Genomic DNA, 12,027 nt, shown 5'->3' with positions numbered 1-12,027 from the left:
CGCAGCGGCTTTGGCTAGGAGCAATCTATTTGAACTGGCGGGTAAGTCTCCTTTCCAGAAAGGCAACCCCTTGATACATAATGGTTGCCACGACGGCGATCATGGAGAGACTTACCATTACCAGGAGAAAGGTAACGAAAGCATCACCATTCTCCATGGAAAATCTCAATGAGAACTTTTTCATTGCAAAACTATTGGTGCAAAACTATTGGCGAAACCAGATTGATGTGATGGAACATTCATTCTTTTTCGAACAGTCTTTGCTGACATGAATCCGCTCAACAAGGATGTGGACGATTTTTTTCTTTTCTAGTTCGTTCAATTTCATCCATACATTTGGCAGGTCAACGAGAGCCTGAGCAAGCTCATCTGTAGTAGGTAGACTGCTGCCCACAGTCTGTTCTCTTTCTTGGATGATTTGTCGCAGTTCGTTCTCACGATTTTCAATCATCTGCTGTTGAATAGAAAGTTCTTCTAAGTGAATGAAGGCACCCAAGTAAAGATCATGCAGGCGTTGTTTCTTTTGTTGCAGTTGGTGAAGCTCCCTTTCGATGGAGGTGTCTACGGGTTCACTCCAGATGCTTTCTTGACCGGTCAGGTGAATGCGTACGGTTACATGCTGCAGGAGTGAATGGAGTTTTTGGACAAACAAGTCTTCCAAGGCGTCCTCTCGCATGCTAAAACGATGACAGGCACCTGGTTTGGTATAGGAGCAATGATAGTATTTTCGTTGGTTGCTCGTCTTTCCTAGCAATGTGTGGTTGCAGTTGGGACAGATCACTAGCCCTGAAAAAAGATAGGTAGATGAAATATGGCGCGGTTTTTTTCGGGATTGGGTAATCAATAGCTGCTGCACTGAATCAAATTCAGAAGGAGTAATAATCGCTGGCAAAGCTGCAGGAACCTCGATCCATTCCTCTGGTGGGGCAATCACGAGCTTATGTGTTTGACTTGCTCCCGAAACCTGCTGCTTTCTGGTGTAATTGTAGCGTAACAACCCGGAATATACGGGATTGCGCAAAAGGTCACGGATGGTTTTTACGGAAAATGGTTTTTTGGATCGTGTGACGATTCCCTGTTCAAACAGTTTGTCTGCCACGGTATTCATGTTTTGACAAGTCAGATAGAGATGAAAAATCAGGCGGACGATTTCCGCTTCGGCATGATGAACAACCAGGTTTCCCTGTTCTAGCTGGTAGCCAAAGGGAGGTCTGCCTCCTGCTCTTTTTCCTTGTTTGACTTTTTGCTCTTTCCCGAGACGAGTTCGTTCTCCGAGGTTCTCACGTTCCCACTGAGCCAAAGCCGCCACCAAGGTGATAAACAAGCGTCCCATCGCTGTTGTCGTATCATACACTTCTGTAGCTGATTTGAACGTTACCTGGAAGGCATCGAATTCTTGTAAGAGAGAGTAGAGATCCAACACGGAGCGGGTCAGCCTGTCGAGGCGATAAACAAGCACCACATCAAACTTGTTGCTTGGCAGATCAGTGAGCAATCGTTGGAGCTGCGGGCGTTGGATGTCCTTGCCGCTTCGCCCCTCATCTACATATTCATCGGAGATTGCCCACCCCTGGGAGTGGGCATATGCGAGTAACCGTTCTCGTTGGGCAGGAATGGAGTAGCCTTCTTTGGCCTGCTCATCTGTGGAGACACGGATGTAAAGGGCAGCTTTCATACGTTCACCTACCTCATCCATTACCCGGGAATAGGAGTAAGGTTTCGTCATGTCGTACAGGCGGATGAGAATAAATTGACAATAAAACGGTCATAACCGTTTTATTGTCCGCAAGCGGTCATATCCACTTTTATGACAAGGTGCCTCAGCGTAACATCTGGCATTAACTTCGGTAAAAACGTCGAGACGTTTTTCACAGAATAACGGGAGGGATCTTATGACACCTGTAGAAATAGTTGAAGTGACAGTATCTCCTGTTTATCCCCGTAATGACAAACAATTTCCCAGCGAGCGAATCCTTCAGATCATGTTCATGATGATGTTACCGACAGCCAAACGGATCGTTACACAAACCAACTCTCATTACAGTCTATTAAAGCGGGAGTAGAAACTTGCCAGTAATCTTGTACGTGAGGATGGATACTGTAATTCTAGGAAAAGAGGAAGTTAAATGACCCAACAGCCTGACTCATTCGTCCGATATGTGATCCTGTTGAACATGAATGAAGGGAAAAGTCTGAATGAGCAATTAATTCGCGAACACGTAGCCTATTTGAGAGATTTGGATCAGAAAGGGCAACTGGTGCTGTGTGGACCATTTTCCAATTATCGTGGGGGGATGGTCATCATTTCGGCGTCATCTTTGGAAGAGGCGACAGAAATTGCTGAGCGTGATCCGTTCGTCTCATCTGGTGCTGAGTCTTACGAGCTGCGTGTCTGGAGTTTGTCTTGTGAAGAGAACAATCACTTAGGTATGGGCTGAACAGCAAGAACATAACTTTTCTGATTACTACTTCGTTACACCAACTCGAACTAAAGTCGTATCGACGGTAATATTAAATTTGGCGCTGGAATACATCTGGCGCCATTTTTCTTTGGTGAGTTGGGGATTGCGGACACTTGCCAGATATTTTTTTCCAAAGCCAGCAGGATCAATTTGCATCTGTTGTGTCTTCTTCAGGAATTTCACGATCATCAATTCCATTTTTTTGTTGATTTCGTTTTGAATTTCTTTTAATGCTTCCGGGTTTGATAAATCAAATTGCTCGGATATCTCTTGTAACCTTGCTGTCAAATCAATGGACACTTTGAAAGAAGGTGTTTTTTTGTCAACCAGTTTGATTTTGCAATTACTAGAAATTTGTTCTATAACAATGTAATAAACATCATCTTTTGTAGCTTTCTTTCGGATCGCATACTTTGCCATTGGATGGTAACGCAATGAAAGCTCAATAGTTCCAGAACGGAATCGATCACGCAGCAATTTCAAATGGAATGCCTCTTGAAGCGAGCCGAGGCCCACCATTTTGTCATTCTTGAAATAAGCGATTTGGTTTACCAAGACTTCATTTCCTCTTCTCTGTACATAGGGAAGTACAGGGTCTTTACCGACGGAGAAATAGGCATGGAGAAATTCATGTAACGTTGGCGAGATCATTCGTTCTCCTGTTACGTTTTGTTTAATGGTTTGGAAAAGGTAAGTGCCGATGTTACTTACTTCCGGATAGCGGTGGGATAGGATATCAAACGCTCTTCCTTCTGAGACAGTCAGATAAACCCCTGTTCCTATATCCGAATCTCTGCTTAATGTGTCAACCAGATTGATGACTCCTTTTCGTGCAAGCGATTCATTATAAAGAGCCACACGCAATTGGCCGGATACCAGTTTTTTGGAAGACTCCACATTCATTGCACTTCGGAACCCTTTACTTGTATAAGCTGTATTTGCAATGACATTCACTTTTTCTTTCGCATTGGGATCGATTTGGTAGAGCACAACAGTACCCAGCATACGGTTTTTCTGCAGTGGATCATAGCCCGCTGCAACAATTAAACCCATTCGCTCAAGGACGCGTTTTTCTGCGCAGCCCGATGCGACTACAGCCATGAAAAAGAAAATGATGATCAAAGGAATGGTTGTATTACGCACTCTGCTCATTCTTTTTTTTCCTCCCTTGCCTTTGAACCAGCATCACGAGAAGGTGTAAAAAAAACGGATAAATGAAACTTAATAGAATACCAAGTTGGCCTACCCACTCAGTGAACGTCGTTAATTGCTCACGAGTCTTGAATAGTGGCGTCAGCCCGATTGTCACAAGACATAGAAAGTAAACGGCATACTTTTGTTTAAATGGAAATACCTTTTTGATTCCCCGGGTCGCAGCCCACAAATATAAGAGACAATTGGGTGTAATGACTAGTACCCAATAGGATACAGCCAGAAATTCAAAACGCTCTAAGAAAGGGAGTTCGACAATTTTATACATGTTTAAAGTGGCCCAAGTTACATGAATCAATTGAGGACCAGAATAATAAACGATGGCGGCAATCATGAGACCGATATACGTAACTGTGGTGAAGATGAGGCCAAATTGCGAATACTTTTGAGCTCTGTTTTGTTCTTTGATGAAGGGCAGAATGAAGTAAAGAATCTCAAAGCCGAGAACGGTAAAAGACATTTGAAATGCACCATTTAGCAGATTGCCGACTTTGGCTTCCATGATTGGAAAAAGCTGATCCCATGTGGAGTATTTTAATCCGTAAAAAATTAAGAAGAAAAGCCAGATAGAAAAGATACAGGAAAGAACACAGTAACCAACGATTACTCGAATTCCACCCATAACCCCATAAAGGATTAGTAAAACAAGAAGGAATGCTAAAGTCCATGACTTCATTTCAGGAAACAGCCAAGTCTGAATGACATCAATGTAATTACGCAATATCGTAAATCCGATTAAGAACAGGTAGACCAGGTAGACAATATTCATTATCTTTCCCAGCCATTTTCCTAAAATAAGTTCATGGATGTCGTACAAATCTTTCTTTGGAAAGCGAAGTAACGTGCGAATCACAATCCATGTGGATATCTGTGCTGCAATACCTGCAATTATGACGGAAATCCATGCGTCATGACCCGTCTTTTCGTAAATAGTTGACTGAAACCCCATGGCTCCGACACCAATTTGAATGGCTGGGATGATGAAGAAGAGCAGGTAGGCATTAAAAGCCGGTACAGAATTGACATGGTCATTGTTTTTCAACTCGAACACCTACCGGTTCTTCAAAAATATCTTCAGGTTTTTGGATATGAGGTTTTTCCATTCGAATTTTATTATCTCCTGTAGTGTAGGATGTACGCTTGAGTGATTTATACAAGGGTAACCGAATTATGCTGTTAGGGAGATCACGGAAGCGAAGAGGGTACAACGGATATAAAAATGGGTGATTCAAACTAGTTTGCCGAAGCAAATGTAACAAAATGAAGCAGATCCCAAGCATGATCCCCACTCCTCCTAAAGATCCTGCGAGGATTATCATGGGAAAACGGATAATACGGATGGCATTGCCAAGGATGTAAGAGGGTGTAGTGAACGAAGCAAGAGCTCCCAGGGCGACAATAATGATGAGAATGTTACTTGTAAAACCTGCCTGAACGGCTGCTTGTCCGATGACAATACCTCCAACGATACTCATCGTTTGTCCGACTTTTGTCGGTAATCGGGCTCCAGCCTCTCGTAAAAGCTCAATCATAAATTCTAGAATTAGTGCCTCCATTATCGGAGGGAAAGGTACTCGGGAGCGTGACTGGGCCAGTGAAACTAACATGGCAGACGGGATCAACTGATAATGAAACGTTAATGCAGCGACATATGCAGGTGTAAACAGGACAGATACGACAACAGCTACAATACGCAAGAATCGAAAAAATGATCCGATATTCCAACGGACGTACGAGTCTTCGGGTGACTTGAAGAAATCAAAGATGGTGCTTGGACAGACTATGGCAAAAGGACTGCCTGATAAAAAAAGTGTAATTTTTCCTTCCATTAACTCTTGAACAACACGATCGGGACGTTCTGTAAACAGTATCTGAGGAAAAATTGACCACGGGTTATCCACTAAAAGCTGGACAAGTACCGAACTATCCAAAACACGGTCAATATCGATGCGGGAAAGGCGAGATTTCACTTCCTGTACATTTTCCTCCAAAGCGATATCTTTCATATATAAAATCGAGACGACTGATTTTGCCCGAGCGCCAATATCGCATGTTTCAATAATGAGATTGGGGCGAGGAACATAGTTGCGAATGATTGAAACGTTCGTATCAATCGATTCCACGAAGGCGATTTGTGGGCCAAATATCTGGCTTTCTACCTCTGGTCTTTGCAGTGAACGCTTCGCCTCTTTTACGGTGTTGCACAATACACCTCTGGCACATCCATCCATATGTATGAAGGTCCAGCCTTCAAGAAGATGATTCAGGACAACAGTAAAGTCGTTCGTCAGTTTTATTTCGGGTATTGGGATAGTCGTAATCAGCTGTTCAATTGTGCATGGTTCCTCAAGCAACTGGATTTGTTCAAGAATCGCACGTTGCAACTGAGCAGGATCTATTAAATATTCATAGTACACAAGAGCAAAGCCCTGTTGTGTTCGAGAAATGGTCCAATCTCTACCCGGTGCTGTCCGATTAATCAATTTGGTCAGAAAGTCATCATAGGTCGCAGGCACGATGTCTTGCGGATCGTTATTTTTCATGGGGGTAGACTTTTTACGAAAAAACATCAAATGTCACTTCCTTTCACGAGGAAATGAAGAAAGGGGAAGATATGTAAGTATTGTTTGGTAAGAAAGGGCAGTTTATCCATAAAAACTGTAGATAATCGTGATGTAGTTCTTTCGTTACCTTCAAGAGGGTGAAGTTAAATACTTGAAATCCGTAAATGATCAGATATCCGAGCCCACTTTGGGAGACAAGGAATTCTCCGACTATCACTCCCACCCATGAGAGGCCAACATTTACTTTTAGGGTTGAAACAATTGTGGGTAAAGTGGAAGGGTAAATGACGAGAGAGAAGATTTGCCGCTTGTTGCCCCCCAGTGTCTGAACGACTTTTACATACTGCTGATTCACTTCCTTGAAGCTCGTGTAAACGACAATGGTTGTGATGATAACGGAAATGGCACATCCCATAGCGACGATGGAGAAGAAACCGGGTCCAAGTCCCACGATAAACAGCGGACCCAACGCAACCTTTGGCATACTGTTAGCGATGACCAGGTAGGGATCGAGTACACGGGATAGGAATGGAAACCACCAGATGAGAGTGGCAAACAGGGTGCCAAGCACCGTCCCGAGGATAAATCCAACAGCGGTTTCCAAAACAGTCGTGTACAGATGTGGCAAGAGACTTCCATCCAGTAACTTCTGATAAAACAAATCCCACATTTTGCTCGGATGACTGAACAACAACACGTTGATCTTGTCTGATCGGGCTAACCATTCCCATGTTCCGATAAACGCCAGGAATATGCTGACTTGTGTCAAAATAACCAAGCCTGTTCGTCGTTTTTGTTGCCTGAGGTATTCGTGATGTACGTGCTCCACATTAATGGGTTCCATCGGACACACGCTCCATTTCTTTCCACACTTGACGAAACAGCGCCTGAAACCCCTCCTGATTTCGTGCCAGGAATGGAAGCGGGAGGCGAATTTCATCAGGAATGATTACTTCTGAATGGATGCGACCAGGATTGCGCTCAAGGATATAGACCCGATCACCCATAGCTACCGCTTCTGACAAATCGTGTGTTACCAGAATCGCTGTTTTTTTATGACGGCGCAGCGTTTCGATAATGAGGTCTTCCAGTTTCAGCTTCGTCTGATAATCAAGAGCAGAGAAAGGCTCATCTAGCAAAAGTACATCAGGCTGGCAAGCAAGTGTCCTGGCTAGCGCAACCCGTTGCCTCATTCCGCCGGACAACTGCTGTGGATATGCTTTGCGAAAAGCGGTTAGCCCCATTTCTTCCAGGAGCGAAGAAGCATATTCTTCCGTCACTTTATTGCGGATACCTTGAATATCCAATCCCAACATCACATTATCCTCGATGGTTCTCCACGTAAACAAATAGTCTTGCTGAAGCATGTAACCGACTTGACGAGAAGTCCCAGTGACTTCCTTTCCGTCTATGAACACTTTGCCCGCAGTCGGTTTCTCGATGCCTGCAATTAATGAAAGAAGTGTAGTTTTGCCGCAACCGCTTGGGCCAACCAAACAGACGAACTCACCTTCTTCTACACGCAAGTCGATGCCTTTTATCGCCATGAATGCATTAATTGTATTGACGTAAAGGTGAGAGACACGGTGAAGCTCGATCTTGGCGGGAGTCGAAGGAAGAGTAGTCATGAGTGATTACCTCCCATCTTTAGCCTTTGCTGCAAATGTCGTGTTGACCAGCTTGCTGTAATCCGCCCGGCTTTTCAGTTCGCCTGCCTCATCCATGATATCCTGCAAGTTGTTCCATTCCGCTTCATCGAGGATTGGATCGGCTGCATACGAGCCCTGTTCCTGATAACGCTTCACGGAAGACTCCAGGATTTCCGGTGAGATATCCTTGAAGTACGGCTTGATAGCCTCAGCAACCTCTTTGGCAGAATGAGTCGCTACCCACTGTTGACCTTGGTAAACAGCATTGGTGAACTTCTGGATGACCGCTTCATTTTTCTGGATGTAGCTTTGTTTTGACATGAATACGGTATAGGGGACAGCACCGCTTTCCTTGCCAAACGATGCGATAACATGACCGATGCCTTCTTTTTCGAACTGAGATGCGGTAGGCTCGAATAGTTGGACGTATTCTCCGGTACCAGAAGAGAAGGCAGAAGCGATATTGGCGAATTCAATGTTCTGGATCAGGTTGAGGTCCTTGTGAGGGTCGATGTTGTGCTTCTTCAGTACAAACTCGCCGACCATCTGTGGCATGCCACCTTTGCGTTGGCCCAGGAATGTGCTGGCTTTCAACTGGTCCCATGAAAAGTTATCTACTTTTTTGCGAGAGACGAGGAACGTGCCGTCTGTCTGAGTAAGCTGCGCAAAATTGATTACCGGATCTTGCGCACCTTGTTGGGAAACGTAGATACTTGTTTCAGAGCCAACCAACGCAACGTCTATCCCGTCGGACAGGAGCGCTGTCATGGTTTTGTCTCCGCCCCAGGTAGTCGTGAGTTCTACTTCCAAGCCTTCTTTTTTGAAAAGGCCTTTTTCAATAGCTACATATTGTGGTGCATAAAACAGGGAACGGGTGACTTCCCCGATACGAATTTTGTCACTGCTGCTCGAACAGCCAGTAATTACACTGAACAGCCCTAAACCTATCGCTAGGCCAAGGGAAAGAAATCGTTTCATGGCAAATCCCTCCTGGGCAGTAGTTGCTCTGTCACCTGAAATAGCTTTTAGAGCTTTCTCAAGTGGGTTTTTTGGATGATGTAGCCTATGCGCCCAGATAAAAAAGGGTGATTGCCTAGGTGTTTTTGATAAAAAAAGTGGTTAAGAAAGAAGGGGGGAAAGGAAATGGAAGTAAAAGGATTAGAGAAAAGGATATGGATGAATTCGCAGTACGTAGATTATGAAAATATCGCCAATCAGTACGAGGATAATACTCAGGAGTTTGTAACCAGCTCTATGCCTTAGAAGGGTAGTGGTGGATTGAGAAGTCTTTTTCAAACGGGTTATTTATCGGAAAAATTGTATTTTCAAAAAGACGAATATCACAAATGCTGCGACTAAGAAATTGAGCATACCGCTTCTTTTGTTTTTTCTTTTGAACTCCGAAAAACTTGAAAATAAAAACATGAGTCCCATAAAGAGTTGAAGGTATCCTGTAAATTGATTATCGACAGAGTATATCAGAGAATAACTAGCAGTAATTAATGTTAGTGCTGCAAAGAAATAGCTGATAAGTAAATAAATATTTATTTTATTCTCCATATAGTTTCCTCCTTCTGATAAATTTGTTTATACGGTAAAATTATACTAAATTCGAACTGTAAATTGTAAATATTAGTTAAAATAAGTGCATTCAGAGGGGGCTATATACATGAATTTCAGAAAAGTACTAACGATCCTCTCGATTACAGCAATCCTGACATCTTCAATCTTCGTCGGTACTGCGAAATCTAATGCTGCCTCTCCAATTATTCTTGGATATTATACGGATGATTCAACAAAGTCGTTTCGACAATTTCATAAATACATGAATCAAATCTCAACCGACACGTTGAATACAGATAGTAAGGGTAATATTGTGGGAAAAGTGCCAAAACAAGCCGTCTCCTACGCAAAATCGGTAAATGTGCTGACATACGCTCTGGTGTCCAACTATGGCGCAGAAGGTTGGGACAGTAACATAGCACATCAAGTGCTGACCAATCCCAAAGCCAAAAAAAATCTCATCAAAAACATGGTATCTCTTGTGAAAAAAAACAAGTATAAAGGCATTAACATTGACTTCGAAGCTGTTTTGCCGGATGACCGCACGGCCATGACGAAGTTCGTTGAAGATGTAGCGAAAACGATGAAAGCGAACGGATTTCTCACGATGGTTTCTGTTCCCGCCAAATCCTTAGACGACCCTTCGGATGAATGGACAGGAGCATTCGATTATGAAGCGCTAGGAAAAGCTGCCGACTTCATTCAGGTGATGACATATGATGAGCATGGGGTATGGGGGGAGCCGGGTTCTGTAGCAAGTAATCCATGGATAGAATCTACGCTCGACTTTGCGATTACTTATGTTCCTTCTGAAAAGGTACTGATGGGGATTCCAGAATACGGAAATGACTGGAACCTATCTGATCCTACAAATAAAAGCAATGCCGTAGTAGAGTGGAAAGATATGCTTAAATTAATTGCTGCTACAGGAGCAACTCCGGTGAGAGATACCGTTTCTGGTTCCATGTACTTCACTTACACGGATTCGAATGGGTATGAACATGTCGTTTGGTATGAAGACGAAACAAGTATTACACAAAAGACACATTATACACTTACATACGAGCTAGCTGGTGTTTCTGTCTATGCAATGGGTATGGAAGATCAGAGATTTTGGGAAGCTCTCTCTGCTGGACTGGAATAAATCGACAACAAAACGGTCATGACCGTTTTGTTGCCCGCAAGCGGTCACATCCACTTTTATGACAAGGTGCCTCAGCGTAACATCTGGCATTTACTTCGGTAAAAACGTCGAGACGTTTTTCACATAAAAAGAAGGATTTGGAGTGAAAATATTCCGAATCCTTCTTTTACTTTATTCTCTTGCACTTTTGATGAAACAAATTAATCTCGATGCATCGGACAGTATTTTTTCATTAACTCGACTGTCTCCTGATCGAATTCTGCGCCTCTTTCCGTTAGTCCATCGGCGATTTTCTCATAACGATCTTCGTTGAGATTTTGTCCAAACTTGAATTTGGCTGTCATCTCTTCCACGCTGATCTTTACAACAGCAACTGCACGCAACATTTTGAGATATTGCTCGTCTTCATGAGTGATAGGCTCATATCCTCCTTCTGGCTGCAGCTTTTTCATGAATACCGAAAGCACCTCGGCTTTTTCAGCTTCATCTTCTAGTACGGAGGCATGACCGTAAATTAATACAGACTTAAAAAAAGCAGAAGCTGGACAGGCCATTTTGGGATCGGTGAAGTAGGAAGGAATGATTGCATATTCCTTTGCCACTGAAAAAGTAACTCGAGTATCTCCTGCCATGTCTTTCATTTTTTGTCCGATCCGACTGCCGTGGAAGTAGATGGCTTCCTTATGGTAGACAAAATTAACGGGTGTAATCTGTGGCCATCCATTCGTCCCGTTTGACCCCAAAAAGCCAAAACTCATTTCTTGTAAGAATGAAGCGATTTCTTGCTGTTCCTTCATCTCAAATTCTTTTCTTCTCATGGTATCTCTACTCCCATCCATTTTTTCCTTTGTATTATTTATAATAGAGAGTAGATTGATCCATAAAAAGAGCCATTTTAGTAAGAATTTTTTGTACCACTTGTAAGAAGAGAGGGTGCTATATGGAGTTCCATCTTCCTTTTCATCTCTATTTAAACGAATATCGCTTTAAGCATCTCGCCCTGTACCATGCATTGCGTGATGCTATTGTGAGTGGAGCTATTGCTTATGGTACGAAGCTGCCTTCCTCGAGAGAAATGGCAGACCTCTATGTATTGTCACGAGGAATTGTGAATCAGGTGTACGAGATGCTCTTTGCAGAAGGCTATGTCGAGGCGGTTGTGGGGAAAGGCACATTTGTTGCTTTTCACAATGAACGAAAACATGAAAAAAACTGCGAAAAGCGATATGCGCAGCTATCTGATTGGGGTAAGAGAATCAATCATCTTACTTTTCAAGGGCATGTCAAAAGACTGGATAACGATCTAAAATACGACTTTCAAATATCTCGTTCTGTGTATGCGGACGCGCAAAATGAGAAAACGCGACGCGCAAAATGAGATAGTCCGATTCAGTAGCTTGAATGAAATAATGTATAAAAGGGTCTCCTGTAAG

General features: G+C 43.2%; 13 protein-coding genes and 1 pseudogene. 4 read left to right on the top strand and 10 right to left on the bottom strand.

The features are described 5' to 3' along the window. Nucleotides 1-25: 25 nt before the first annotated feature. Both ACPW7N_RS05955 and ACPW7N_RS05950 read right to left on the bottom strand, forming a co-directional pair. Nucleotides 26-130 (bottom strand): annotated as a pseudogene (locus ACPW7N_RS05955) (ABC transporter permease); the annotation flags it as partial. A gap of 75 nt (nucleotides 131-205) precedes the next feature. After that, the gene (locus ACPW7N_RS05950; protein ID WP_425650115.1) at nucleotides 206-1,675 is read right to left on the bottom strand and encodes a recombinase family protein; all 1,470 of its coding nucleotides are present in this window, start codon (nucleotides 1,673-1,675) and stop codon (nucleotides 206-208) included. 217 nt (nucleotides 1,676-1,892) lie between these two features. Between ACPW7N_RS05950 and ACPW7N_RS05945 the strand changes: the two genes are divergently transcribed. Then, nucleotides 1,893-2,063 carry a hypothetical protein gene (locus ACPW7N_RS05945; RefSeq protein ID WP_425650114.1) on the top strand — a complete coding sequence of 57 codons (171 nt, stop codon included), beginning with the start codon at nucleotides 1,893-1,895 and terminating at the stop codon, nucleotides 2,061-2,063. A 63-nt stretch (nucleotides 2,064-2,126) separates the two neighbouring features. Next, nucleotides 2,127-2,438, top strand: a complete 312-nt coding sequence (locus ACPW7N_RS05940; protein WP_425650113.1) for a YciI family protein — start codon at nucleotides 2,127-2,129, stop codon at nucleotides 2,436-2,438. A 27-nt stretch (nucleotides 2,439-2,465) separates the two neighbouring features. Here ACPW7N_RS05940 and ACPW7N_RS05935 read toward each other — a convergent pair whose 3' ends face one another. The 7 genes from ACPW7N_RS05935 to ACPW7N_RS05905 all read right to left on the bottom strand — a co-directional run bounded on the left by ACPW7N_RS05935 (nucleotide 2,466) and on the right by ACPW7N_RS05905 (nucleotide 9,321). Next, entirely contained in the window at nucleotides 2,466-3,614 is a 1,149-nt protein-coding gene (locus ACPW7N_RS05935; protein ID WP_425650112.1) for a Ger(x)C family spore germination protein, read from the bottom strand. Next, entirely contained in the window at nucleotides 3,598-4,716 is a 1,119-nt protein-coding gene (locus ACPW7N_RS05930; protein WP_425650111.1) for a GerAB/ArcD/ProY family transporter, read from the bottom strand. The genes ACPW7N_RS05935 and ACPW7N_RS05930 overlap by 17 nt, the downstream gene beginning before the upstream one ends. Next, nucleotides 4,703-6,244 carry a spore germination protein gene (locus ACPW7N_RS05925; protein ID WP_425650110.1) on the bottom strand — a complete coding sequence of 514 codons (1,542 nt, stop codon included), beginning with the start codon at nucleotides 6,242-6,244 and terminating at the stop codon, nucleotides 4,703-4,705. Before ACPW7N_RS05925 ends, ACPW7N_RS05930 begins: the two co-directional genes overlap by 14 nt. A 16-nt stretch (nucleotides 6,245-6,260) precedes the next feature. Further along, nucleotides 6,261-7,082, bottom strand: a complete 822-nt coding sequence (locus tag ACPW7N_RS05920; RefSeq protein ID WP_425650109.1) for an ABC transporter permease — start codon at nucleotides 7,080-7,082, stop codon at nucleotides 6,261-6,263. Then, nucleotides 7,069-7,866, bottom strand: a complete 798-nt coding sequence (locus ACPW7N_RS05915; protein WP_425650108.1) for an ABC transporter ATP-binding protein — start codon at nucleotides 7,864-7,866, stop codon at nucleotides 7,069-7,071. The genes ACPW7N_RS05920 and ACPW7N_RS05915 overlap by 14 nt, the downstream gene beginning before the upstream one ends. Nucleotides 7,867-7,872: 6 nt before the next feature. Next, nucleotides 7,873-8,865: an ABC transporter substrate-binding protein gene (locus ACPW7N_RS05910; protein WP_425650107.1), complete on the bottom strand. Its 993-nt coding sequence runs from the start codon at nucleotides 8,863-8,865 to the stop codon at nucleotides 7,873-7,875. Between the two features lie 327 nt (nucleotides 8,866-9,192). Beyond that, entirely contained in the window at nucleotides 9,193-9,321 is a 129-nt protein-coding gene (locus tag ACPW7N_RS05905) for a DUF3953 domain-containing protein (protein WP_425650279.1), read from the bottom strand. Nucleotides 9,322-9,556: 235 nt separating this feature from the next. On the opposite strand from ACPW7N_RS05905, the gene ACPW7N_RS05900 reads away from it, so the two are divergent. Next, nucleotides 9,557-10,594, top strand: coding sequence for a glycosyl hydrolase family 18 protein (locus tag ACPW7N_RS05900; protein WP_425650106.1), 1,038 nt, complete (start codon nucleotides 9,557-9,559; stop codon nucleotides 10,592-10,594). Nucleotides 10,595-10,794: 200 nt separating this feature from the next. On the opposite strand, the gene ACPW7N_RS05895 is transcribed toward ACPW7N_RS05900, so the two are convergent. Next, on the bottom strand, nucleotides 10,795-11,412 hold the full coding sequence (locus ACPW7N_RS05895) for a pyridoxamine 5'-phosphate oxidase family protein (RefSeq protein ID WP_425650105.1): 618 nt from the start codon (nucleotides 11,410-11,412) through the stop codon (nucleotides 10,795-10,797). 122 nt (nucleotides 11,413-11,534) lie between these two features. On the opposite strand from ACPW7N_RS05895, the gene ACPW7N_RS05890 reads away from it, so the two are divergent. Then, nucleotides 11,535-11,972: a GntR family transcriptional regulator gene (locus ACPW7N_RS05890; RefSeq protein WP_425650104.1), complete on the top strand. Its 438-nt coding sequence runs from the start codon at nucleotides 11,535-11,537 to the stop codon at nucleotides 11,970-11,972. Nucleotides 11,973-12,027: the final 55 nt, after the last annotated feature.

Origin of the sequence: Brevibacillus nigriterrae (genome assembly GCF_049846925.1) — a bacterium.
In the GTDB taxonomy this organism is placed as follows: domain Bacteria; phylum Bacillota; class Bacilli; order Brevibacillales; family Brevibacillaceae; genus Brevibacillus_H.
The sequence above is the reverse complement of the archived record's forward strand: the minus strand, read 5'-3'. Positions and strand labels throughout refer to the sequence as shown.

What these genes read in the sequence shown, in the direction of transcription:
- ACPW7N_RS05940 (WP_425650113.1), top strand. Translation starts at nt 2,127, where the DNA reads ATGACCCAACAGCCTGACTCATTCGTCCGATATGTGATCCTGTTGAAC.
- ACPW7N_RS05950 (WP_425650115.1), bottom strand. Translation starts at nt 1,675, where the DNA reads ATGAAAGCTGCCCTTTACATCCGTGTCTCCACAGATGAGCAGGCCAAA.
- ACPW7N_RS05905 (WP_425650279.1), bottom strand. Translation starts at nt 9,321, where the DNA reads ATGGGACTCATGTTTTTATTTTCAAGTTTTTCGGAGTTCAAAAGAAAA.
- ACPW7N_RS05945 (WP_425650114.1), top strand. Translation starts at nt 1,893, where the DNA reads ATGACACCTGTAGAAATAGTTGAAGTGACAGTATCTCCTGTTTATCCC.
- ACPW7N_RS05895 (WP_425650105.1), bottom strand. Translation starts at nt 11,412, where the DNA reads ATGAGAAGAAAAGAATTTGAGATGAAGGAACAGCAAGAAATCGCTTCA.
- ACPW7N_RS05920 (WP_425650109.1), bottom strand. Translation starts at nt 7,082, where the DNA reads ATGGAACCCATTAATGTGGAGCACGTACATCACGAATACCTCAGGCAA.
- ACPW7N_RS05900 (WP_425650106.1), top strand. Translation starts at nt 9,557, where the DNA reads ATGAATTTCAGAAAAGTACTAACGATCCTCTCGATTACAGCAATCCTG.
- ACPW7N_RS05925 (WP_425650110.1), bottom strand. Translation starts at nt 6,244, where the DNA reads ATGTTTTTTCGTAAAAAGTCTACCCCCATGAAAAATAACGATCCGCAA.
- ACPW7N_RS05890 (WP_425650104.1), top strand. Translation starts at nt 11,535, where the DNA reads ATGGAGTTCCATCTTCCTTTTCATCTCTATTTAAACGAATATCGCTTT.
- ACPW7N_RS05935 (WP_425650112.1), bottom strand. Translation starts at nt 3,614, where the DNA reads ATGAGCAGAGTGCGTAATACAACCATTCCTTTGATCATCATTTTCTTT.
- ACPW7N_RS05915 (WP_425650108.1), bottom strand. Translation starts at nt 7,866, where the DNA reads ATGACTACTCTTCCTTCGACTCCCGCCAAGATCGAGCTTCACCGTGTC.
- ACPW7N_RS05910 (WP_425650107.1), bottom strand. Translation starts at nt 8,865, where the DNA reads ATGAAACGATTTCTTTCCCTTGGCCTAGCGATAGGTTTAGGGCTGTTC.